Origin of the sequence: Cohnella sp. GCM10012308, assembly GCF_042649185.1 — a bacterium.
GTDB lineage: Bacteria > Bacillota > Bacilli > Paenibacillales > Paenibacillaceae > Cohnella.
This window is the reverse complement of sequence record NZ_JBHRYU010000005.1, coordinates 21,496-43,739: the sequence shown is the minus strand read 5'-3', so window position 1 is coordinate 43,739 and position 22,244 is coordinate 21,496. Positions and strand designations below refer to the sequence as shown.

At 59.8% G+C, this 22,244-nt stretch carries 20 protein-coding genes and 1 tRNA gene; 3 read left to right on the top strand and 18 right to left on the bottom strand.

Annotation, left to right across the window (positions count from 1 at the left end; translation table 11 throughout):
- Window positions 1–84: 84 nt before the first annotated feature.
- Window positions 85–1,113 (bottom strand): sugar-binding transcriptional regulator, encoded by a 1,029-nt coding sequence (locus ACFOTD_RS08450; protein ID WP_378117646.1) that lies wholly within the window; start codon window positions 1,111–1,113, stop codon window positions 85–87.
- Window positions 1,114–1,411: 298 nt separating this feature from the next.
- Between ACFOTD_RS08450 and ACFOTD_RS08445 the strand changes: the two genes are divergently transcribed.
- Window positions 1,412–1,486: transfer RNA gene (locus ACFOTD_RS08445), tRNA-Arg, on the top strand.
- Between the two features lie 211 nt (window positions 1,487–1,697).
- Window positions 1,698–2,279: an ATP-dependent Clp endopeptidase proteolytic subunit ClpP gene (gene clpP, locus ACFOTD_RS08440; RefSeq protein WP_090117073.1), complete on the top strand. Its 582-nt coding sequence runs from the start codon at window positions 1,698–1,700 to the stop codon at window positions 2,277–2,279.
- Between the two features lie 165 nt (window positions 2,280–2,444).
- Here clpP and ACFOTD_RS08435 read toward each other — a convergent pair whose 3' ends face one another.
- From ACFOTD_RS08435 to ACFOTD_RS08420, 4 genes are all read right to left on the bottom strand, one after another.
- Window positions 2,445–4,004: an extracellular solute-binding protein gene (locus ACFOTD_RS08435; protein ID WP_378117644.1), complete on the bottom strand. Its 1,560-nt coding sequence runs from the start codon at window positions 4,002–4,004 to the stop codon at window positions 2,445–2,447.
- A gap of 67 nt (window positions 4,005–4,071) precedes the next feature.
- On the bottom strand, window positions 4,072–4,953 hold the full coding sequence (locus tag ACFOTD_RS08430; protein WP_378117642.1) for a carbohydrate ABC transporter permease: 882 nt from the start codon (window positions 4,951–4,953) through the stop codon (window positions 4,072–4,074).
- A gap of 31 nt (window positions 4,954–4,984) precedes the next feature.
- Complete coding sequence (locus tag ACFOTD_RS08425; RefSeq protein WP_378118004.1) at window positions 4,985–5,863, bottom strand: ABC transporter permease; 879 nt, start codon at window positions 5,861–5,863, stop codon at window positions 4,985–4,987.
- A 293-nt stretch (window positions 5,864–6,156) separates the two neighbouring features.
- Window positions 6,157–8,430, bottom strand: a complete 2,274-nt coding sequence (locus tag ACFOTD_RS08420) for a helix-turn-helix domain-containing protein (RefSeq protein WP_378117640.1) — start codon at window positions 8,428–8,430, stop codon at window positions 6,157–6,159.
- 410 nt (window positions 8,431–8,840) lie between these two features.
- Between ACFOTD_RS08420 and sda the strand changes: the two genes are divergently transcribed.
- Window positions 8,841–9,107, top strand: coding sequence for a sporulation histidine kinase inhibitor Sda (sda, locus tag ACFOTD_RS08415; RefSeq protein ID WP_378117639.1), 267 nt, complete (start codon window positions 8,841–8,843; stop codon window positions 9,105–9,107).
- A gap of 59 nt (window positions 9,108–9,166) precedes the next feature.
- Here sda and ACFOTD_RS08410 read toward each other — a convergent pair whose 3' ends face one another.
- The 13 genes from ACFOTD_RS08410 to hisA all read right to left on the bottom strand — a co-directional run bounded on the left by ACFOTD_RS08410 (window position 9,167) and on the right by hisA (window position 21,866).
- Complete coding sequence (locus ACFOTD_RS08410) at window positions 9,167–9,928, bottom strand: MerR family transcriptional regulator (RefSeq protein ID WP_378117637.1); 762 nt, start codon at window positions 9,926–9,928, stop codon at window positions 9,167–9,169.
- Between the two features lie 184 nt (window positions 9,929–10,112).
- Window positions 10,113–10,883 (bottom strand): SIMPL domain-containing protein, encoded by a 771-nt coding sequence (locus ACFOTD_RS08405; RefSeq protein ID WP_378117635.1) that lies wholly within the window; start codon window positions 10,881–10,883, stop codon window positions 10,113–10,115.
- 125 nt (window positions 10,884–11,008) lie between these two features.
- Complete coding sequence (locus tag ACFOTD_RS08400; RefSeq protein WP_090117078.1) at window positions 11,009–11,278, bottom strand: HPr family phosphocarrier protein; 270 nt, start codon at window positions 11,276–11,278, stop codon at window positions 11,009–11,011.
- A gap of 102 nt (window positions 11,279–11,380) precedes the next feature.
- Window positions 11,381–12,316 (bottom strand): DNA-binding protein WhiA, encoded by a 936-nt coding sequence (gene whiA, locus ACFOTD_RS08395; protein WP_378117633.1) that lies wholly within the window; start codon window positions 12,314–12,316, stop codon window positions 11,381–11,383.
- Between the two features lie 7 nt (window positions 12,317–12,323).
- On the bottom strand, window positions 12,324–13,310 hold the full coding sequence (locus tag ACFOTD_RS08390) for a gluconeogenesis factor YvcK family protein (RefSeq protein ID WP_378117631.1): 987 nt from the start codon (window positions 13,308–13,310) through the stop codon (window positions 12,324–12,326).
- A complete protein-coding gene (rapZ, locus tag ACFOTD_RS08385; protein WP_378117629.1) occupies window positions 13,303–14,202 on the bottom strand; it encodes an RNase adapter RapZ in 900 nt (299 codons plus the stop codon). The genes ACFOTD_RS08390 and rapZ overlap by 8 nt, the downstream gene beginning before the upstream one ends.
- A 71-nt stretch (window positions 14,203–14,273) precedes the next feature.
- Window positions 14,274–15,224: an ROK family glucokinase gene (locus ACFOTD_RS08380; RefSeq protein ID WP_378117627.1), complete on the bottom strand. Its 951-nt coding sequence runs from the start codon at window positions 15,222–15,224 to the stop codon at window positions 14,274–14,276.
- An 84-nt stretch (window positions 15,225–15,308) separates the two neighbouring features.
- Window positions 15,309–16,259 (bottom strand): thioredoxin-disulfide reductase, encoded by a 951-nt coding sequence (trxB, locus tag ACFOTD_RS08375; RefSeq protein WP_378118002.1) that lies wholly within the window; start codon window positions 16,257–16,259, stop codon window positions 15,309–15,311.
- Window positions 16,260–16,317: 58 nt separating this feature from the next.
- On the bottom strand, window positions 16,318–18,057 hold the full coding sequence (locus ACFOTD_RS08370) for a tetratricopeptide repeat protein (protein WP_378117625.1): 1,740 nt from the start codon (window positions 18,055–18,057) through the stop codon (window positions 16,318–16,320).
- A gap of 304 nt (window positions 18,058–18,361) precedes the next feature.
- Window positions 18,362–19,312: a ribose-phosphate diphosphokinase gene (locus ACFOTD_RS08365; RefSeq protein ID WP_378117623.1), complete on the bottom strand. Its 951-nt coding sequence runs from the start codon at window positions 19,310–19,312 to the stop codon at window positions 18,362–18,364.
- A 237-nt stretch (window positions 19,313–19,549) separates the two neighbouring features.
- A complete protein-coding gene (hisIE, locus tag ACFOTD_RS08360) occupies window positions 19,550–20,209 on the bottom strand; it encodes a bifunctional phosphoribosyl-AMP cyclohydrolase/phosphoribosyl-ATP diphosphatase HisIE (protein WP_378117621.1) in 660 nt (219 codons plus the stop codon).
- Window positions 20,206–20,964 carry an imidazole glycerol phosphate synthase subunit HisF gene (gene hisF / locus ACFOTD_RS08355; RefSeq protein ID WP_378117619.1) on the bottom strand — a complete coding sequence of 253 codons (759 nt, stop codon included), beginning with the start codon at window positions 20,962–20,964 and terminating at the stop codon, window positions 20,206–20,208. Before hisF ends, hisIE begins: the two co-directional genes overlap by 4 nt.
- A 170-nt stretch (window positions 20,965–21,134) precedes the next feature.
- Complete coding sequence (gene hisA, locus ACFOTD_RS08350) at window positions 21,135–21,866, bottom strand: 1-(5-phosphoribosyl)-5-[(5-phosphoribosylamino)methylideneamino]imidazole-4-carboxamide isomerase (protein ID WP_378117617.1); 732 nt, start codon at window positions 21,864–21,866, stop codon at window positions 21,135–21,137.
- Window positions 21,867–22,244: the final 378 nt, after the last annotated feature.

The window sequence follows — 22,244 nt, the reverse complement described above, 5'->3', positions numbered from 1 at the left end:
CTATGTCAGGCGCACGGAGCGCCGAGACCACTTGTTCTGCCGGACCGGGAGCTGCGTCCCGGTCCTGGGGTGCCGGCGTCAGCGTCAGACGCCGGCATGCTTAAGCGCTTCTTCGGCCGCCGCCTCGTCGGTGACGAGCATGTCGTCGTGCCCGAAGCGCATGACCGCGGCGATCGCCTCGCCCTTGCTGCGTCCGCCGGCGATGCCGATGACCGATTCGGCCGCCTCGATATCCTCGAGGCGGAGGCCGGCGGTCGCCATGCGATGCACGACGGCGCCCTCCCGGTCGAAATAGTAGCCGAACGCCTCCGCTAGCGCGCCGTCGCGCAGAATCTCCTGCACGGTGCCGGCGTCGAGCTTGCGCCGGCGGGCCATGGCGCTAGCGTCCCCGATGCCGTGAACGACGATACGCGCGCTGCGGATCATGTCCACGACCTCCCGCACGTTCGGCTCCTGCATGATCGTCTGGTAGGCGTCCTCGCTCAGATGATCCGGCACGTGCAGCATCCGGTACCGGGCGCCCGTCCGCTTGGCGAGCTCGGAGGCGATCGTGTTGGCCTGGTAGTCTACGCTCTCGCCGAGACCGCCGCGCGCCGGCACGAACCAGTTGTCGCGCAGCGGCGAGGGCACCGAGAATTGGGAAGCCATGCGGGCCATCGTCGTGCCGCCCATGACGGCGACGACGTCGCCGGGACCGATGACGCGGCGCAGCACCTTGCTGCCCGCGCGGCCCAGCTCGCGCTTGGCCTCCTCGGAGACGTCGGAGTCGCCGGGAACGACGACCGCCTGCTTCAGGCCGAACCGCTTGCGAAGCGCCGCTTCCAGGTCGGACAGCCCGAACAGCTCGCGGACCATCGGCTCCATCTCGTCCAGCAGGCGGCGTCCGCGCTCGGTCAGGCTGACGCCCGTTGTCCCCGCCTCGACGAGGCCCTGCGAGCGGAGCAGGTCGAGCTCCGCCCGCAGCGTCCGCTCCGTCAGCTCCAGGCTAGCCGCCAGCGTCCGTCTGCCGCCCGTGCCCGTGACTCCGATGCGGCGCAGAATGTCGTAGCGCTTCTGCAGCACCTGCATGATATCGGGCACGAGCTTTTGTTGCATCTCGAGAATGTTCCGCATCCTTTACCGTCACTCCCTTGAATGCCGTATGCATATGGCCGGAATGCGACGGGGAATCACGGTATGGGACCAATTACGTCCCACTGTGACATTTTAAGTCCCACTTCCTGTTTTCATTTTATCGGATTCTCCGGCGCGTTGCAAGCCCAAGATACGGCCGCGGACGAAGCATGCGAGCCCCGCGCAGCCGCATGGACATGGGAAGACCTCGTACCCTTTTTACCCCGATCGAATCCTTTTCAAAGCCCTTGCTTTTCCACATCCTATCGCCTATAATGAATCTTGCTGTTATCGACATGCGCCCGTGGTCCAACGGATATGACGCAGGCCTCCGGAGCCTGAGATTGGGGTTCGATTCCCTACGGGCGCGCCATATTTCGTTCTAATAGGCTGTTTAGCCGAAACTTATGATGCAGCAGACGCGCCCGTGACATACGGGCGCTTTTTTTGACCTATGTTTGACTTTCTTTGACATTGGGTTCATGATCCATTAGAATGGATTCACGGTCGATCCGCGCCTTTCCGGGAGATTCGGAGCAAGGACCGCCACACCACTATTCACAACCCCGAGGAGGGATCACGCAATGAGCTTTGTCCCTATGGTCGTCGAACAGACTAATCGAGGAGAGCGGGCATACGACATCTATTCCCGTCTGCTCAAGGACCGCATCATCTTCCTGGGCACCCAGGTCAACGATGTGGTCGCCAACTCCATCATCGCGCAGATGCTGTTCCTCGCGGCCGAAGATCCGGAGAAAGACATCCACTTATACATCAACAGCCCAGGCGGCTCCATTACGGCCGGCATGGCGATCTTCGATACGATGCAGTACATCAAGCCGGACGTCTCCACGATCTGCGTCGGCATGGCCGCCTCCATGGGCGCGTTCCTGCTTGCGGCAGGCGCCAAGGGCAAGCGCTTCGCGCTGCCGAACGCCGAAGTGATGATCCACCAGCCGCTCGGCGGCGCCGAGGGCCAGGCGAGCGACATCGAGATCCGCGCCCGCCGCATCCTCAAGCTCCGCGACAAGCTGAACCGCATCCTCTCCGAGCGCACGGGCCAGCCGCTCGAACGCATCGAGAAGGATACGGACCGCGACAACTTCATGGAAGCCGAGACGGCAAGAGAGTACGGTCTCGTCGACAAGGTTATCGAGAAGGTTTAAGGGGAACCCGCTCAGCGCGTTCCATCGGCAAAAAGCCCGCATGAAGCGCCGTATCCCGGCGCTTCATGCGGGCTTTTGCTTTGGCCGGCGAACGCCCCGAACCTCCTGTTACAAAAAAGGCGCCGTTCCCCGCACACAGGGTCAGCGCCTCTTTTTAATAACCGTTTACTTCAGCTTGGCGTACTCCGCGTTCAGCTCCTCCATCCCCTGCGAGCCGCCGGCCTTCATCCACTTGTCGACCGCTTTGTGCCAGCCGGCATCGTCGATCTCGCCCAGAATATATTGCAACCTGGCGTCGTTCTTGATCTTGTCCAGCTCGCCGCTCTTCTCGGTGAGGGTCTGGGACTGGATGGAAAACGCCGGATTGGACACCGCGATCGTCACATTGTCGGCGAACATCTGCTTGACCTTGCCGGCCAGCGGCGTATCCTTCGCCTTCAGGGTGGGGATCTCGTCGCTGACGACGGACAACTGCACGATGGGCAGCCTGTCCTCGGTCCGCAGAGCAAGCTCCTGCTCCGTGGCGGCGACCAAGCCGTCCTCCAGATGATAATGCGTCCCTTCGATGCCCCATGCCAGCAGGTTGGCGACGTCTTCGTCGAACATCTTGTCGAAGAAGCCCAGAATGCCTCTCATCTGCTCTTCGGTTTTCACCGCGCTCTTAGGGAACATGAAGATGCCGTTGTACCCCGGCGAAGCCATGATCCGCTCGCCCTTCGGGCCCTCGATCCGCGAGATTACGTCGATTTCTCCCTGCGGATTGGTTTTCTTGACGGCGACGTCCATGCTCGGTGCATCGTCGAGTGCGGTGGAGATCATCATGCCCGCCTTGCCCCCCTCCAGCATCGCTCTGGACTGGCTGCCTTCGGTCACCGCGAAGTCCGGATTCACCAGCTTCTCGTCGTAGAGCCGCTTGAAGAACTTCAGCGCGTTCAGCTGCTCCTCCGTCGTAAAGCTCGGAATCAGCTTGCCGTCCCGCTCCTCGTAGTCGTTGCCCGCCCCGAAGAAGCCCGCCAGCATATGAAAATCGTTGAAGCCCTTGCGGGACACGAGACCGTAGGTGTCGTTCTTGCCGTTCCCGTCGGGGTCCTTCAGCGTAAAAGCCTTGATGACCTCGTACAGCTCATCCAGCGTTTTAGGCTCCGACAGTCCCACCTTGTCCAGCCAGTCCTTCCGGTAGATGATCCCGCCGCGCGCCAGCACCCGGGGACGGTACAGCGCATAGTTTTTGCCGTCATGGGAGGCATTCCGCAGAACATCCGGGTTGAGCTTGGCACTCAGATTGGGATAATCCTTCAGCATCGGACCGATCCCCCAGAAGGCGCCGGAACGGACGCCGCTTACGACGGCAGGGGCATAGATGACCCCATCCAGATGGGAGATGACCGTCGCCTGCTTCAGGTCGCCGGAGGCCAGACTGACGGACAGCTTATCCTTGTACGCCGCGTCCGGCACCCAGGTGATGTCCAGCTTGGTGTTCGTCATTTCCTCGAGCTTCTTGATAATCGGGTTGTTCTTGGGCGCTTCCGTGGAGTAATACGGCATCATCATGGAGATCACGAGCGGCGTTTTGGCCGTCTCCGAAGCGGCTGAGGGAGCGGCTGCGGAGGAGTTGCCAGACGGCGCGTTTGCCGTCCCCTCGTTATTCCCTCCGCACCCGGCCAGCAGTCCCGCAGACATCGCTCCGACGCCGATGACCGGCAATAGCTTGTTCCATCTTTTCATCCCGACAACCTCTCCCTTTGTTTAAAGTGTACCTCATATGTGAAAAGCCGGCAGCCTTTGCGGCCGATCAGCCTTTTACCGAGCCCAGCAGCACGCCCTTGGCGAAGTGCTTCTGCAAAAACGGGTAGACGAGAAGAATCGGCAGGTTCGCGAAAACGATGACCGCGGATTTGAGCGTCTGCTCCGGCGGAAGCACGAAGTCCGGGCCCATGTCCGTCGCGTCGCCTACGCCGCCTTGAGACAGAATGACGATTTGCCGCATCAGCACCTGCACCGGCCATTTATCGGGATCGTTCAGATACAGGATCGGCGCCAGAAACGCATTCCAATGGCCTACCGCATAAAACAGCGAGAACGTAGCGATGGCGGGCAGAGACAGCGGAATTACGATCCGGGCCAGAATATACGGATGGCTCGCGCCGTCCATCTTGGCCGATTCCTCGAGACCGTCGGGAAGCTGCTGGAAGAAGTTTTTGATGACGATCAGATTAAACGCGTTGATGGCGCCTGGAATGATGACCGACGAGAAGGAATTCAACATGCCCAACTGCTTGACCAGGATAAACGACGGTATCATGCCGCCGCTGAAGATCATGGTGAACAGCACGAGGAGCATGATACGGTCCCGGCCGAGCAAGGTCTTGTGTGCCAACGGATAAGCCATCAGGGTGGTCATGGCAATATTCACGAACGTGCCCGCCACCGTGATCAGCACCGTAACCCCCATGCTGCGTAGCACCGTATTCGTGCTGAGGATGTACGCGTAGGAGTCCCAGGATAGGACGCGCGGAAACAGAATGAACGATTTCTCCCGAAGCTCCTCTGCCGTCGTGAGGGAGGCCGCGATCAGATGGATGAAAGGGATGATGGTCACCAGCGCGAATAATCCGACGGCGACGTAGATGAATGCCGTAAACAGTCTGCTCGCCGCGCTATGTTCGCGGATCATGGACAAGCTCCTTTCAACAGGGGGATAAGGGTTAATACACGCCTTCTTCGCCGAATTTTTTGGCAAGCCTGTTGGAGACGACGATCAGCACGAGCCCCACCAGCGAGTTGAACAGCCCGACGGCCGTGGTGTAGCTGAACAAGCCGCGCTGAATGCCGTTGGTGTAGATATAGGTGTCGAAGATTTCCCCCACGTCCCGGTTCATGCCGTTCAGCATCAGATAGATCTGTTCAAAGCCGAGGTGAAGAAAGTTGCCAAGCCGGAGAATAAGCAGAATGACGATCGTGCTGCGGATGGCGGGAAGCGTGATGTGCAGGAGCTGCCTGAATCGGCTGGCGCCGTCCATCCGGGCTGCCTCGTACAGGGAAGGGTCCACGCCTGCCAGGGCCGCCAGAAAAATGATCGTGCCCCAGCCCGTTTCCTTCCAGATCGCCTGGGAGGTAATGATGGTGCGGAACCAATCCTCGCTCAGCAGGAAGTTGATCTTCTCCCCGCCGAAAAATTCGATGACCTGATTGACGATGCCGCCCTCCGTGGTCAGCATGATGTAGGTGATCCCTGATATGACCACCCAGGAAAAGAAGTGGGGCACATAAATGAAGGTCTGGGCCAGACGCTTGAACGCCTCGTTCTTAATCTCGTTGAGCATCAAGGCGACGATGATGGGCAGCGGGAAAAAGAAGACCAGATTATAAAAAGCGATAATGAACGTATTGCGGAACAGGATCCAGAAGGAAGGATCCGTGAAGAATCGCTCGAAATGCTTGAAGCCTACCCAGGGGCTCCCCCAAAAGCCGCTGAACGGCTGATAGTCCTTAAAGGCCAGCAGCACGCCCCACATCGGGATATATTTGAATACGAGAAAATATAGGAGTCCCGGGAGCAGCATCAGGTAGAGCCAATAGTCCATCCTGACCGTACGGATGCGTCGCGTCCACAGCTCCCGCCTGATCGCCCGCCTGCCTGCCAGAGGCGCAGGGCTGATCATGGATGACGCCAGGGAATCCGGTTGCTTCATCTTGTTTGCCTCCATTTCGTTTCGCCGGCTCATGAGCAGCTTCAGCATACGGAACGCGCCGCGGTTCCGGCAATAATCCGCTTCGGCTCTAACGCGCGGCTGCGGCCAATCAGGGAAATGATCCGGCGCGGCTCGGAAATGATCAACGGCGGCTGCGTCCGCAACGCAAAAAAACGCGTCCGCCGTTATAGGCGGTCCGCGTCGTATTGCGCATTGCGATATTGCCCCGGCGTCATCCCCTCCATCTTCCTGAAGTACCGGATAAAGTTCTGGGAGTTCGTATACTGCAGCCTTTCGGCAATTTCGGATATCTTCATGGAGGTCTCCGCCAGCCAGGACTTGGCGACGCTTAGCCGGTGCAAGGCCAGATATTCGCCGAAGGGCATGCCGGCCTCGCGGCGGAAGACGTGCCGGACATAGTCGGGGTGGTAGTGGAGACGGGAGGCGCACTCCTCCAAGGTCAGATTCGTATCGTATTCTTCCTGAACCATGCGGATCAGCTCGCTCGAGATGCTGCGATGCTGGGTCGCCTTCATTTCCTCCAGCAGCCCGATCGCCGGAACAATGAGCCGTTCATTGAACCATTGGATCATCTCGTCCGGCGTCCGCAGCTCGAACACCTGGTCGAACAGCGATTTTTCTTCCCCGAAAAAGGTCTGCGGCAGTTCTCCGAATTCCCGCAGCAGCTTCAGAAGGTCGGCCAGGAGCACGATCATCATCATCCGGTATTCCCGATTGGACATCGGGTTGCTGAAGACTTCCGCGGAAAACTGCCGGAGCAGCCCGCCGGCCCGTTCCCGGTCATAAAGCTTGATGGCGTCGACCAGCTCGTTCTTCAGCATTTCCGGGTATTCCGGAACGACATGCCGGCTCAGCGACACGTCCTCCATATACAAGACGGATTCATATCCGAGCTTGATGCGGTAGTCCAGGGCGTTCAGCGCCTCTTTGTAAGCTCTGCCGGCTCCCGACAAGCTATGGAAGGTACGGCTGATGCCGATGCTGGCTTGCAGCTTCAGGTATGCTTTGATCATCTGCTGGATGTTACCGGTTATGCCGTCCAAAAACTGTCCGTGCGCCTCGCGGGAGCCGAATGCGCTGCCGACAAGAAACAAAATGGACTGGTCCGAGACGATCGGCGCAAGCAGCCGGTGCTCGGGCATGACCAGGTCGGACACGATATTGCTTGCCGCATACAGCAGCAAGTTCCGGTCGCTCTCGCCGTAGCGCGTCCCCTCCCACGTGTCGATCACGACCACGACGACATTCATATCGGCCCACTGGGCGGCGTTCGCTTCCAGCTTGTCTTCGATTTCCTTCGGCCTGGCTTCCCCCAGGAAAAGCTTCAGCATTAAAAAGTCGTTCAATTGCTTGCGCTGATGCTCCAATTCGCTGTTCAGCCTTTTCTCGCTGAGGAGGATATGCCTGACCTTCTCGCCGATCTCCTCGAATTCATCCTTGACGTCGGCAGGCTTGCCGCGTCCCGGAGCGACGATAACCTGGTCGTACAAGCGCCTTACCGGTACATAAATGCTTCTGCTGCCCGGCAGGGAAAGCGCAACGCCGGCAGCCGCCACCAGCAGGCAGACCGCGAGCGTGAACCATTTGATGGCTTCCGCTTCCTTCGTCATCTCCCTGACGGAGATGAAGGAGGCGTAAGTCCATCCCCCGTTATAATCCGATTTGGTGAAAATAATATTGTAGCTCTCGCCGTTCACGCGCACGGGGATCAACCCTTGCTGGAGACCGGTATTTTCGATCTGCTCCGCATAGCCGGTCAAATCCGGCAGCTGCTCGTCAGCCAGCGGCAGCTGGTTATGGATCATATGAAAATCCCGGTCGTAAACGAACGGCATCCCCATCTCCTGTCTGGGAGCCAAATAACGGCTGATGTCGGCGTACGGGATGTTGAGGATCACGACGGCGGAAGGGTCCAGGGATACCGCAGGCAGCGGCTTAATATAACTGATCGCCTGCTCGCCGATGGTCCAATAGGCGCCCTTCTTTAAACTGACGGCGTCTCGCCAATCTTGCTCCTCGGGATCGTATTTAACGAATCCGTACGTCGTGGACAGGCTCCAGGCATAGCGCAGCTGCACGAACTTCACTTCCCCCGTGCCGCTGTCGTGGAGCTTGATCCGCCCCATGCCTTCCCGCAGGTCGTTGATCAGTTGGACGTTGTCGCTGCGGTTCAGCGCGGACACGTCGTTGTTCAAGGCCTTGGAGAGCGTGGAGCTCGATGCGAGCTGGGTCAAGGCGTTGTCCGCCGTGACAAGGATCTGCTCCACCTGCTGCCTGGTGAGCATCAGCAGCTGCAAGGAGCTGCCGTTCACTTTTTCCTGGATCGTATCGGACGACCGGTAATAGGAAAAGCCGCCGACCGCCGCGACCGGCAGCGTAATCAGACAGACGGCAAACAAAATCAGCTTGTGGTAATACCGCGATCGCAATGGCCTCATCTTTAAGTCACCCCCGTGTTCTGCCCGCAGGGGCGCCGCCCCCAGCTTAGTGAATATCGCAAGGTTCCGTCAATAATCGCGGGCGGCTATTCGGATATGTATGCGTTTTCTACGTCACTGCGATGCTTTTTGCGATGCTTTTATTATAGCGGATGCGCCAACCTTCCGAACTTTCGGCGGAGCTTGAACGAAAATTGGGTAAGCAAGTATAGGCGGCAACTTGTTCGGACAGAAAGAGGTAATTAACACAGATAATCATTTTCGTCAAGATAAATTTAACAACTCGAGTGCCCCCTCTTCGGACGCTCTTATGCATGTTATTCTATAATCACAAGTCGTTCCATTTCCCCCCATATATTGCTATGGAATAGGAATTGGAATGGGGCAGCAAGCCGGAAAGGAGATTTACCATGAACCAATCTTATCATTCCTTGCACCTGGTGCCGCGTCACCCGTCCGAGAACCCGATTCCGCCGTCTCATACTTTTAACGATGATTCAAGCCATATGATCGCACGTACGCTCAAGGATAAAGCCTCCCTGCTTCGCCCACTGAAGGACGAGCATCTGCTCGAGGTTTATCGCGAAGCGAAAAAAATGAATCTGTCCAACGAATTCATCGAGCTGTTAGAGGATGCCATTGAACTGCGCAACCTCGAGCACCGTCTCAAGGCTTAAGCATTGATCGCAAAAGCCTCCTGTAGCTGCCGATTCACGGCAACGACAGGAGGCTTTTTTCATGGTGCGTGACGAGCAGCTTGCGCATAGGACTCAGCCGCTAAGCAGATATAGTAGGACAGGCCTGTCTGCATCGATTCCAGCATCCCGCGGTGGAAGGCATCGCCCAGGAAAAAACGGGACTGTCCCGCAAAATCGTCCGGGCTTGCAGGCTGCCCCTCCTCCGCGCGTACCGCCAGGTGGCGTTCGATTCGCGAACGCACTTCTTCGTCGTCATGCGCGCGTCCCCCTCGAAGCGCCCTTGCCATGCTCTCCATAAACTGCGCAGCCTCGGACGCCTGGCGGTTCAACTTTACAGGATCGATCGCATCCGCGCCGGGCAGCTCGAAATCGTACGCCTCCTTCAGATGCCGGCTCTGCTCCGCCAGTGCCGCCTCCCACTCTTCCGCCGTGCCGAATCCGGAGAACAATTCCGCAGCCGGCAGAGCAGCGCCCTCCCGCTCCGACACGATCGACGTTTCCAGCGTGACGGACAGACGCTCCATGTGCCGCTGCCTCGCTCGTATGAGCTCGCGCTGAGCTTCCAGGATGTGCAGACGATAAGGCGCCCCATCCAGCAACCGCTTGATCTCCTCCAGCGGGAACTCCAGCTCCTTGTAGAACAAAATCTCCTGCAGCCGCTCGATCTCTGCCTGGCCGTACAACCTGTAACCGGCTTCGCTGACCTCGATCGGTACGAGCAACCCGATCTTGTGATAATGATGAAGCGCCTTGATCGTCACCTTCGACAAGGCCGATATCTCTTTGACCGTATATCTCATGCGGACACCTCCTATGGGATATTCCGATCGTACAGCCTCCTCCAAGGGGAGAGTCAACACCGTTAGCACCCGCTTTTCCGGCAATCTCCGCCCTATCCCTTGGCCGAAGTCCCACACCTCTCGACGCGCAAAAAAACCGCCCTCCACCGGAGAGCGGCCCTTCCCGCGCCGCGCGCGACGCTTGTTACTTCAGCTGATACTGCACCGTCACGCTCGCCGAGATCTCGATCTGCCCGCTTTGTACAGAGGAGGACACACCTGCGGAAGATTCGGAAGCCGCCTTTATCATGTCGAAGTTCTGCGTAACGATCGGCACGTTCACGGCATTTCCCTGCACGATATTAATGACCGGCCCCAGCGTGCGGCTAGCCGACGTCGCGAGCACCGAAGCCTTCGCGCCGGCATTGGTCATCGCCTTTTTCAATGCATCGAGCTCGTATTGATCCTGCTTCTCCGTGCCGAACTGCACGCCGTCGATGCGGTTCGCGCCTGCCGCGGATACCGCGTCCAGCAGCTTGCCGATGCCGGCGAGGTCGCGGTAAGCGACGCGCACGGAATGCGTAGCGAGGTAGCCCTTCAGCACCTGGCCTTCCTTCTCCGTGTAGTTGTACTCCGGCTGTACGCCGAAGTTCGTCGTCTGCACGTCCTTCTTATCGATCTTATACGTGTCATACAGCGCCTTCTCGACTGCCGCGAACTTCGCCGCCGAAGCCTGCTGCGCCTCCTGCGCCGTCTTGCCTCGCGCATCCACGCCGAAGCTCAAGTAAGCCACGTCCGGGTCCACCTTGATCGAGCCTTCCGCCCCTACCGTTACCGCGTTTTGAACGCTTGCCGCCTGCACGGCGCCTGTCGTCTCCGCCAATGCTTGATCCGCCCCCAGCTTCGTCGCTCCGAACCAACCCGCAGCTACCATCGTTACGGCCAGCAGTGCCACTTGCACGGTCCTTTTACCCATTATAGACGCCTCCATATTCAGGTTTGTCTACTCCAACGGATATTATAGGCAAAAGGTTGCAGCTGCACCCAAAATAGTCTAAAAAAAGCAAAAAGCCCCCGTCCGGGAGCTCGCGCATCTGCTTGTTATTGGTTCTCCAGCTCTTCCTTGCTGACTAGTTGGACTAAAGCGGTTACAGCTTGCTCTGCGTCCGAACCCTCCGCACTTATGGATACTTCGGTGCCCGAGCTGATCGCCAGACTCATGATACCCATGATGCTCTTCGCGTTCACGCGCTTGTCTTCCTTCTCCACGAACACGTCCGAGGAGAATTTATTGGCTTCTTGCACGAATAAGGCCGCCGGTCTGGCGTGAAGCCCCGTCTTAAGCCGAACAACAACCGGCTGTCTCGTCATGGAACGAATCCCCCTGTCTTTGTTCTCATCCCGGTACACGGGACCCACCGCACATGGTTTGTTATCTATTATAGCATTAGAGCGCTTGGTTGTGCCACAGGCTTATAAAGCCCCGCCCCGTATTTTTTCCGCCCATTCGTCGATCTTGCGAAGCCGGTGGTTGACGCCGGATTTGCTGACCTGTCCCTTCAGCATGTCTCCGACCTCTTTCAGGTTCATGTCCGGGTGCATGAGGCGGATCTCCGCGACCTCGCGCAGCTTGTCGGGAATGTTTTCGAGTCCGACTTCCTTTTGCAGCAGCTTGATGTTGTCGATCTGGCGGACGGCCGCTCCGATCGTCTTGTTCAGATTCGCGGTCTCGCAGTTCACGATCCGGTTGACCGAATTGCGCATGTCCCGCATGATGCGTACGTCCTCGAACTTGAACAAGGCCTGGTGCGCGCCGATGATGCTAAGGAACTCGATGATTTTCTCGCCTTCCTTGATGTACAAGATGAAGCCCTTCTTGCGTTCGATGAACCTGGCGTTCAGGTGAAACTTGTTCGCGAGATCCACGAGCGCCTGGCAGTGCTCCTCGTACATGGAGGCGATCTCCAGATGGTAAGACGAGCCCTCCGGATTGTTCACGGATCCGCCGGCGAGGAAGGCGCCGCGCAGGTAGGCTTTTTTGCAACAGGACTTGCGCACGAGATCCTTGTCGATATCCGAGATGAACTGGAATCCGGCGCTCGCGATCTTCAGCGCTCCGAGCAGCTGCTCGACGCCCGCAGGCACGCGAACGATGTAGACGTTGTTTTTCTTGAGCCGCATCTTTTTACGTACGAGCAGCTCTGTCGGCACGGAATAGTGCCGCTTCATGAGGGTATAAATACGCCGGGCGATGGCTGCGTTTTCCGTCGAGATGTCCAGCACGATCCGCTTGTTGGTCAGCGACACCGCGCCGTTCATCCGGATCAGCGCCGACAGCTCGGCGATATCGCAGCAGCCTTCGGACTCCACGAGCGTCAGTTCTTTTTTGGTCTGCGCGGCGAACGACACGTCGCCTTCACTCCTTCCTCAGCATCCAGTCTTCCACCAGCTGGTAGATATGCTCGCTCAGCTTGGCGGCGTCATGGCGCAGATAGGTTCGGAACAGCACCAGGCGATCGGCGATGACTTTGTAGCCGCGCCGCTCGACCTCGTCCAGGTCCAGATGGACGGCCGCCGAGCCCTGCTCTGCGTACATGCTGTGCACTTGCGGGGGAATCTCCCCATTGTTCACGATGACATAGTCGAATAAATGATGACCGATATGCGCATGAATCGCATCGAGGTGGTCGCCCACCGAGTAGTTGTCGGTTTCTCCGGGCTGCGTCATGACGTTGCAGACGAAAATCTTGACGGCTTGCGCATTCAGGATCGCCTCCGCCAGCTTGGGCACGAGCAGATTGGGCATGATGCTCGTGTAGAGACTGCCCGGGCCGATCAGAATCGCGTCCGCTTCCATGATCGCCTCGACGGCTTCCTCAAGCGGCTCGACGTCGGCCGGCTCGATGAAGACGCGCCGGATCGCAAGTCCCGACTTCGGAATCTGCGACTCGCCTTCGACGATGCTGCCGTCCTCCATCTCGGCCTTCAGCAGGATCGCCTGATTGGCGGCAGGGAGCACGCGTCCCCGCACGGCGAGCACCCGGCTCAGCTCTCTCACCCCGGCGACGAAGTCGCCCGAGATATCGGTCATCGCCGCCAATATCAGATTGCCCAAGCTATGACCGGCCAATCCCGCGCCGCCCATGAAACGGTAGGACAGCATGTCGGCCAGGAGCGGCTCGGTATCCGCGAGCGCGGTGAGCACGTTGCGGATATCGCCCGGCGGCGGCATCTGCAGCTCCGAGCGCAGAATGCCCGAGCTCCCCCCATCGTCGGCAACCGTGACGATCGCGGTAATATCCAGCGGCTTTTGCTTGAGCCCCCGCAGCATAACGGACAATCCCGTGCCGCCGCCGATCACGACGATACGCGGTTTCCTCGCGCCCTGCCCCGGCTTAGCCATGACGGTCTCTCTCTGCGTCGCGATGGCTGACGCGAACCGCCTCAGTCTCGCCTGCGCTCAGCATGCGGCCGAGATATTCGGCGAGCGCGACGGAGCGGTGCTTGCCGCCGGTGCAGCCGATGCCGATCACGACCTGGCTCTTGCCTTCCTTGTGGTACAGCGGGATGAGATACTGCAGCATGTCGAGCAGCTTCGCGAGAAACGTCTGCGTCTCCGGCCACTTCATGACGTAGTCGTAAACTTCGGCATCCTGCCCCGTCTTGGGACGCAGATTTTCCACGTAGTGCGGGTTCGGCAAAAAGCGGACGTCGAAAATCAGGTCGGCGTCGATCGGCACGCCGTACTTGAAGCCGAACGACGTGACGTTGACGGCGAGCGAATTGCGCCCTTCCTCGGTGAAACGGGAGATGATCTTGTCTTTGAGCTGGGCAGGCTTGATGCTGCTCGTGTCGACGACCTGCGTCGCCCAGCCCTTCAGATCCTCCAGCAGCTTGCGCTCTGCATGGATGCCTTCGAGCGGCATGCCTTCGGGCGCGAGTGGGTGCCGCCGGCGCGTCTCCTTGTAGCGCTGAACGAGCACGGAATCGGTCGCGTCCAGGAACAGAATCTCATAGTGCAGCGTGTAGTGCTCGCGAATATAATTAAGCGACTCGGACAGCGCCGTGAAAAACTCCCGGCCGCGGAGGTCGATGACAAGCGCGACTTTTCCAATGCGGCCCTGGGATTGATCGATCAGCTCGGCAAACTTCGGGATCAGCACCGGAGGCAGATTGTCGACGCAAAAAAAGCCGAGGTCCTCCATGCTTTGCACCGCGATCGTCTTGCCCGCGCCCGACATTCCCGTGATGATGACGAGCGTCGGTCTTGATACCGTCGAGTTCGTAGTGTCCACGTGCATCCCTCCTGCCACATGCGAAGCGCCTGACCGCCGTTAACCGGACAAGCAGGCGCCTCTCAATCGAATCAAGCGTATAAGAAAAGTCCGGCCGCGCCGACGACGCCTGCGTTGTTGCCCAATTCGGCAGGGACGATGTCCACGCCTTCCTTCGCCGTATCCGTCGAGAACCTCTCGAACGTCTCGCGGATCTGCTCGAACAGATATTCGCCGGCCTTGCTAACGCCGCCGCCGATGATGAACCGTTGCGGATTGACGATAACCGCGAGCGCGGCCATCGACTTGCCGAGATAAAAAGCGGCCCGCGCCACGATGCGCTGCGAAACTTCGTCCCCTGCCTTGGCGGCGTCGAATACGTCCTTCGCCATGATCTTGTCGACCAGGGACAGCGAAGTCCGGTCGCCGCGCGCGACGGCGTCATTCGCCATCCGGATGATGCCCGTGGCTGAAGATACCGTCTCAAGGCATCCCATCTGTCCGCAGCCGCACTGGATCGCTTCCAGGTCGGGGACGATGGAGATATGGCCCAGCTCGCCCGCCATCCCGTTAAAGCCCTCGATCAGCCGGCCGTTCACGATGATGCCGCCGCCGACGCCGGTGCCGAGCGTATAGCACACGCAATTCTGCACGCCGCGGCCGGCGCCGCCCCATACTTCGCCCAACGCGGCTACGTTGGCGTCGTTGTTGATCTTGACCGGCTTGCCGAGCTTATCCTCCATGATATGCCGGACCGGCACTTGCCGGAAAGGCAGGTTGGCGGAGAACTTGATGATGCCGCCCGGAATGTCGAGGAAGCCCGCGATCCCGATGCCGATGCCATGAATCTGCTCCCACTCCGGCGTGCCGGGAGGCACGAGCGAATGCACGTAAGCCGCGATATTGTCCAAAATGCGGTCGGTGCCGAGCTCGGTCTCCGTCGGCCCTTCGTAGGTCCGCAAAAGCTCGCCGAGGTGGTTGCAAAGACCGATCTTGATCGTCGTGCCGCCCAGGTCGACGCCAACGTATAGCGATTGAGACATAGTGTTAGACACCTCTTGAAAGTATTGGATAAGTCATCAAGCGAGAAGCGCCGGCCCCAAGGCCGGCGCGCCTCCTACTGCCGATCAGCCCAGCGTCTGGCTCCAGTCGTGGACCATGCTGCCCTCGAGGTACTTCTCGCAATCGAGCGCGGCCATGCATCCGCTGCCCGCGGCGGTAATCGCCTGGCGATACTTGGTATCCTGAACGTCGCCGCAAGCGAATACGCCCGGAATGTTCGTCTCGGAAGAACCCGGCTTCGTCACGATATAGCCGTTCTCGTCGGTCTCGACCTGGCCGCCGAGGAACTTCGTGTTCGGCGTATGGCCGATGGCGATGAATACGCCGTCCGTTGCCAGCACTTCTTCTTCGCCCGTCTTGTTGTCGCGGACCTTCAAGCCGGTAACGCCCAGCGGGCCTGCAACGACCTCAAGCGGCGTCTTGTCGAGTCCCCAATCGATCTTCGGATTCTCTCGCGCGCGGTCTTGCATGATCTTCGAAGCGCGCAGCTCCTCGCGGCGGTGAACCAGCGTCAGCTCCGAGGCGAAGCGCGTCAGGAAGTTCGCTTCCTCCATCGCGGAGTCGCCGCCGCCGACGACGATGATCTTCTTGTTGCGGAAGAAAAATCCGTCGCAGGTCGCGCAAGTGCTGACGCCGCGTCCGACGTTGTCCTTCTCGCCGTTGATGCCCAGATACTTGGCCGACGCGCCTGTGGAGATGATGAGGCTCTCGCCCTTCAGCGTCTCGCCGCCTTCAAGATGAAGCGTGAACGGCCGCTCGCCGAGTTCGACCGAGTTGATCCAGCCCGTGCGGAACTGCGCGCCGAAGCGTTCCGCTTGCTTGCGCATGTTGGCCATCAGATCGGGCCCCATAATGCCTTCGGGGAAGCCGGGGAAGTTCTCGACCTCGGTCGTCGTGGTCAGCTGTCCGCCCGGCTCCGGACCTTCGATGACCAGCGGGCTCATGTTCGCGCGCGCCAAATAGATGGCGGCCGTGAGGCCCGCCGGTCCTGTTCCGATTACGATGCTCTTATAGATAGTCATGCGTCATGGTCCTCCTCGGCCTATTGTTGAGATAGTAGGGATCGGTTCTTCATTACGAACGATCCTGGAATGCGCGGTTCGTCAGCTTCAGCTTTTCGCGAATGCCGCAAGCCTCGTCGATCCGTCCCGCATATCGGCTGATGCTAGCCTGCGAAGCGCCGTATACGTCCATCAGCTCGGCGTATGTAATGCTCCTGCGGTGCATTTTCGCCGTCCAATATTCGAGCGCCGCAGCCCATCCTGCCGCATTGCGAAGCTTGGGCACGTCCGGGTAGACGCGCGAGAGATAGTCGACCCACAGCGTCATCATGTCGTGCTGCTGCACGACGTCGTACCGCCCGGCCATCCGCTCCATCGCCTGCTCCAGCACGCCTTGCCAGTCGCTGTCCCAGACCGGCAGCCTGGCGGACCTGCGCCTCGCGTCAAGCATGAGCGACCGGCCGTCAAAGACGACCGAGAGCGCGTCCTCGACGCCGATCGAGCGCAGTACCAGCACGGCGACGCGCTTCAGGTCGTCCTCTTCCTCCGCGTCGACGAGAAACGCCTTCAGCGCTTCGATGACCTCTTCGTCGGCGACCAGGCCCAGCGCCTGGATGACCTGCATCTTGGTCCGGCGATCGCCGTGGCGCAGCGCCCAGAAGAACGAGGACCGCACGAGCGGATCCTTCTTGAGCGTCTCGGAGATCCGCTCGGGATGCTTTTCCCACTCGCGGAACTGCTCGTCGAACGGCATATGGTAGTGGTACTGGGTCGGCGGACTCGCTTCTCCCTGTCTTACCTTAGCCAATTTGCCCAAATAGAAATCAGCGACGGCCGGCGACGCGTCCAGACGCCTCGCCTGCAGCCAATGGCGCTCCGCCTCGTCGAACCGTCCGATATTAACCGATGCGACGGCCGCGAAGTGATGCAGGCTCGGCTCCGCGGACAACTCGCCCTTGCGCAGCAGCCTGGTGAAGTGAACGTACGCCTCGCTGTGCTCGCCGACGATCCCCATCGTCGTGCCCAGCTTGAATACGTGCTCCGGATGAATCGGGATCGTCTTCTTCAACAGGCTGAGCAGCGACGCAAGATCTTCCCGCCGATTCACGTGCTGATAGAAAATAGCGAGGTTGCAAAGCGCGTGCAAATTGCCCGGCTCCGTCTTGAGTACCTCGCCGATCGTCTGCACGGACTTGTCGAACAAGCCCATATAATAATAGGCAAGCCCCAAATTGTTGCGCGCGGCGAGAAAATCCGGCTTCTGGACCAGGATGTCCTCCAGCAGCCGCACGGCCTCGGAGAAACGTCCCGCCTCCAGCAGCTCCCTTGCCTTGTCGTGCTCGTAGAGACTTTCCTTGGCCTTGATCGTGGACAGCTTGGTCGGACGCTTGAGCTCGTAGACCAGCAGGTCCAGCAATTCGTCCGCCTCGTCGAGGAACTGCCCGTCGGGATCGTTCTCCAAATACGTGACGAGCGATTCCTCGGCCGCCTCGAAGAGCTCCATATTCGCATAGTTGTTCGCCAGATAATAATGGCACTCCGTCATGCCCGGATCGATGCGCTCGAGCACCGATCGCAGGATGTCGTTGGACTCCTCGTAGCGCCCCATCTCGGACAGGATGCCCGCCATGTTGCAATGATTCACCGGGTTCTCCGGCTCGTATTCGACGGCACGGCGGAAATACTTAAGCGCCTTGTCGTAATGAAAGCGATCCAGCGACTGCACGGCGCGCTCAAAGAAAAACGTCGCGTCCAGCGACAACGGAATGACTTTGGTGCGGCGGCCGGCGACCATACGCTTGCGCGGATTCATCGTCAAGGCACCTCCCTCCGGTCGTATAATAGTTTGTTCGGCTTGCGCCTGACATTGCGCTTCGTTGGCTGCCGCACGCGGCGGGCCGCCGGTCCTCGGCCGGACCGGAACATGTTAAACCGATTATAACACAGCAATGCCATCCATCAAATGAAAAAGGACCGTCCGGGCGTGTCGCGGCTCGTCCGCCGGCGTACGCATCGCGTACAGTCTCTGCCTTGCCTGCTGCGGCTGCCGGGCAAATAAAAACGCGGCTCCTGCGCAAATCGCGCAGGTTGCCGCGCCTAGCATGCTTTGCTTAGGGTCAGACGCCCGCCGTCTTGAACAGCGTGCTGATCGAGCCGCCTTCTGTGATGATGCGGGTCGCTTCGGCCAGCATAGGCGCTACGGATAGCACCTTGAAGCGGTCGGAGCGGTCGTTGGGCAACAGGATCGAATCCGTCACGACGACCTCGCGGATGCTCGGATGATCGAGCTTCTGCAGGGCGTTGCCGGAGAAGAGCGGATGCGTCGCGCAGACGTATACGTCCTCGGAGCCGCGCTCCTTGAGACCCTCGACGACATTCACGATCGTCGTCCCGGTGTCGATCATGTCCTCGATGATAATCGGGGTAAAGCCCTCGACTTCGCCGATGACGTGCGTGATGACCGATTCGTTGTGCGCGGGGCGCTTCTTGATCATGATCGCGAACGGAGAATCGAGCTGGTTGGCCAGCTTCTCCGCCGTGGAGGCTCGTCCGGCGTCCGGCGATACGATGACCGGATTGCGGATGTTCTTCGCCCGCAGATAATCGCTGATCAGATCCAGCGCGGTCAAGTGGTCGACCGGGATGTTGAAGAAGCCTTGAATCGCCGGCGCATGCAGGTCGATCGTAACGATCCGGGTCGCGCCGACCGTGGTCAGCACGTCCGCGACCATCTTCGCCGAGATCGGCTCGCGCGGCGCTGCCTTGCGCTCTTGACGGGCATATCCATAGTAAGGGAGCACAATGTTGATCGTACGCGCCGATGCCCGCTTGGCCGCGTCGATCATGATCAGCAGCTCTACGAAGAAGTCATTGATCGGATGTGACAAAGATTGCACGAGGAACACGTCGCAGTTGCGGATGGTCTCCTCGTAGTGCACGTACACTTCGCCGCTCTTGAAGCGAGACAGCGTAATCTTGCCTAACGGCAGCCCTAGCTGCTCGGCGATCTTCTCCGCCAGCACGGGATTCGACGATCCGGAAAAAATACGAAGCTTGCTGCTGTACATTGTGCGCCTCCAAGATTTTTCACTAGCGGCATCGCCGCATTTATCCCCTCTATTATACATGACGCCGGTAGGATAGCCAAAGGGTTCTGTGTCATATATCGACTGGTAATTCGATTCAATTGGCACATTTTCGTCACTTTTCGCGCCAAGCGAGTCGAATCGGCTCCTATAGCCGCCGCAAGGCAAAGCCGCCGGCCTCCATGCTCCTCGCGGAAATGGGGACCTGCGGCTGCGCGGTCAGTTCTTTTTGGTCGGCTTGCGGTGGCGGAACTCCAGCTCTTGAAGCACATCGTCGAGCGGTATGTTTTCCTCGCGCAGCAGCACCATCAAGTGGAAGATCAGATCGGCCGCTTCCGCGCGCGTCTCCGCCTTGTCGTGGTTCTTCGCGCCGATGATGACCTCGGCGGTCTCCTCGCCGATCTTTTTCAGAATCTTGTCCAGGCCTTTATCGAAAAGGTAAGTCGTATACGAGCCCTCCGGCCGTTCGGCGTGCCGCTTCGCGATCGTCGACTCCAGCTCGGAGAGCGGCGCGAAGCGATCTGCTGCAGGCAGCGATTCCTGCGGAAGCTCGCCGGACGCATCCCGGTAGAAGCAGCTGTAGCTGCCGGTATGGCAGGCCGGGCCGCTCGGGATCGCCTGGACCAGCAGCGTGTCGCCGTCGCAATCGTAGCGCAGAGACACGACCTTCTGGGTATTGCCGCTCGTCGCGCCCTTGTGCCACAGCTCCTGCCGCGAACGGCTCCAGAACACCGCTTCCCCTTTTTCCAGCGTCAGGGCGAGCGATTCCTTGTTCATATAGGCCATCATGAGGACTTCCTTGCTGACCGCGTCCTGCACGATCGCGGGCACCAGCCCGTCCGCGTCCCATTTGATCGAATCCGTCAGCGTCTCGCTCATCTCACATTCACTCCTTGGCTCCGCAGGGCATCCTTGACCTCGCGGATCGTCACTTCTTTGTAATGGAAAATGCTCGCGGCGAGCGCCGCGTCCGCGTGCCCCTGCGAGAAGGCGTCCGCGAAGTGCGAGGCGTTGCCCGCGCCGCCCGAGGCGATGACGGGAATGCCCACGCTGTCCGAGACGGCGCGCGTGAGCGCATTGTCGAACCCGTCCTTCGTGCCGTCGGCGTCCATGCTCGTCAGCAGCAGCTCGCCTGCGCCGCGCCGCTCGGCTTCTTGCGCCCAGGCGACCGCCCGGATGCCCGTCGGATTGCGTCCGCCGTGCGTGAAGATCTCCCATTCGCCCCACTCGGCGTTGTACTTCGCGTCGATGGCGACGACGATACACTGCGCGCCGAATACGCGCGAGCCGTCCGAGATGAGATCGGGATTGCGGATCGCCGCCGTGTTGATCCCGATCTTGTCCGCGCCGGCGCGGAGCAGCCGCTTCATGTCCTCGACCGCAGAGATGCCGCCGCCCACGGTAAACGGAATCGTGATCTCGCCTGCCGTCCTGCGCACGACGTCGACCATCGTCGCGCGACCCTCGACCGAAGCCGAGATATCGAGAAACACCAGCTCGTCGGCGCCTTCGCGGTCGTAGATCTCGGCCAGCTCGACCGGATCCCCCGCATCGCGCAGGTTAACGAAATTGACGCCCTTGACGACCCGCCCGTCCTTGACGTCGAGGCAGGGAATGACGCGTTTTGCCAACATAAGCTTGCCTCCAGTCCGCAAAGCACCCGCCTTAGACGTGTCGTCCGGCGAACGCTCTGCGTTTGCGATACGCTGCGGTGATGCAGCTAATGCGTTTTGTCAGCCGCGTCGGACGCGGCTCAAGCTGCGGCTTGGCGGCGCCTGTCCGGCGCATCCAAGCCGCTATCCGCTTATTTGTAAGCCGCGACTGCCTCGGCCAGCGAGATGCTGCCCGTATAAAGCGCTTTGCCGACGATTGCGCCGCCTACGCCGTCCGCCGCATGCTTCGATAGGTTCGCCAGATCCTCCGGCTTGCTGACGCCGCCCGACGCGATGACCGTGCGGCCCGATATTTGCGCCAGGCGCACGATCGCTTCGACGTTCGGTCCGCCCATCATGCCGTCGCGGGAGATGTCGGTGAAGATGAACGTCTCCGCGCCCTCGGCCGCCAGTTCCTTGGCCAGATCTTCCGCGCGCACCTGCGACGTCTCGAGCCAGCCGCGCGTAGCTACGAAGCCGTCGCGGGCGTCGATGCCGATCGCCACTTTGCCGCCATGCTTCGCCAGCACCTTCGATACGAAGGCGCGGTCTTCGATCGCAGCCGTCCCCAGAATGACGCGCGATACGCCGAGCGACAGCAGCCGCTCCACGTCCGCTTCGGTCCGGAGGCCGCCACCCACTTGCACGGGCACCTGCACGGAACGAGCAATCCGGCCGATCAGCTCGTCATTGACCGGGTGGCCGGCTTTGGCGCCGTCCAGATCGACGAGATGCACCCATTCGCCGCCCTGCGTTTCCCAATCCTTGGCCGCGGACACCGGATCGTCGTTGTACACCGTCTCGCGGTTATAGTCGCCCTGCACCAGACGGACGGCTTTGCCGCCGCGGATGTCGATGGCCGGGTAGATGATGAAATTGGACAAAGGTATGACCTCCAACTTGTTGACATTCCTCGAGCCTGCAGCCTGCTGCAAATACGATCATCGCGATCGGCCGCTGCAACCTCGATTTTTGCTCTTGCAGCACGCAGCTTCGCATGGAGATCCGCTGTAACGTCACCTTTTGCGGTCACAGCATATGCTCCTTCACGATCGGCCGCTGCAACCGAGATTTTTGCTCTTGCAGCACGCTACTTCGCATGGTGAACTGCTGTAACGCCACTTTTTGCAGTTACAGCATACGTTCTTTCACGATCGGCCGCTGCAACCGCACTTTTTGCTCTTGCAGCACGCTACTCTGCATGGTGAGGCGCTGTAACGTCACTTTTTTCGGTTACAGCATACGTTCCTTCATCCTTCACG

Bases quoted from the DNA above. Each gene is read 5' to 3' on its own strand.
- ACFOTD_RS08405 (WP_378117635.1), bottom strand. From the start codon at position 10,883: ATGGGTAAAAGGACCGTGCAAGTGGCACTGCTGGCCGTAACGATGGTA.
- clpP (WP_090117073.1), top strand. From the start codon at position 1,698: ATGAGCTTTGTCCCTATGGTCGTCGAACAGACTAATCGAGGAGAGCGG.
- ACFOTD_RS08370 (WP_378117625.1), bottom strand. From the start codon at position 18,057: ATGAATCCGCGCAAGCGTATGGTCGCCGGCCGCCGCACCAAAGTCATT.
- ACFOTD_RS08380 (WP_378117627.1), bottom strand. From the start codon at position 15,224: ATGTCTCAATCGCTATACGTTGGCGTCGACCTGGGCGGCACGACGATC.
- hisIE (WP_378117621.1), bottom strand. From the start codon at position 20,209: ATGAGCGAGACGCTGACGGATTCGATCAAATGGGACGCGGACGGGCTG.
- ACFOTD_RS08390 (WP_378117631.1), bottom strand. From the start codon at position 13,310: ATGGCTAAGCCGGGGCAGGGCGCGAGGAAACCGCGTATCGTCGTGATC.
- ACFOTD_RS08410 (WP_378117637.1), bottom strand. From the start codon at position 9,928: ATGAGATATACGGTCAAAGAGATATCGGCCTTGTCGAAGGTGACGATC.
- ACFOTD_RS08430 (WP_378117642.1), bottom strand. From the start codon at position 4,953: ATGATCCGCGAACATAGCGCGGCGAGCAGACTGTTTACGGCATTCATC.
- ACFOTD_RS08435 (WP_378117644.1), bottom strand. From the start codon at position 4,004: ATGAAAAGATGGAACAAGCTATTGCCGGTCATCGGCGTCGGAGCGATG.
- ACFOTD_RS08420 (WP_378117640.1), bottom strand. From the start codon at position 8,430: ATGAGGCCATTGCGATCGCGGTATTACCACAAGCTGATTTTGTTTGCC.
- ACFOTD_RS08365 (WP_378117623.1), bottom strand. From the start codon at position 19,312: ATGTACAGCAGCAAGCTTCGTATTTTTTCCGGATCGTCGAATCCCGTG.
- ACFOTD_RS08400 (WP_090117078.1), bottom strand. From the start codon at position 11,278: ATGACGAGACAGCCGGTTGTTGTTCGGCTTAAGACGGGGCTTCACGCC.
- ACFOTD_RS08450 (WP_378117646.1), bottom strand. From the start codon at position 1,113: ATGCGGAACATTCTCGAGATGCAACAAAAGCTCGTGCCCGATATCATG.
- sda (WP_378117639.1), top strand. From the start codon at position 8,841: ATGAACCAATCTTATCATTCCTTGCACCTGGTGCCGCGTCACCCGTCC.
- hisF (WP_378117619.1), bottom strand. From the start codon at position 20,964: ATGTTGGCAAAACGCGTCATTCCCTGCCTCGACGTCAAGGACGGGCGG.
- ACFOTD_RS08425 (WP_378118004.1), bottom strand. From the start codon at position 5,863: ATGGACTATTGGCTCTACCTGATGCTGCTCCCGGGACTCCTATATTTT.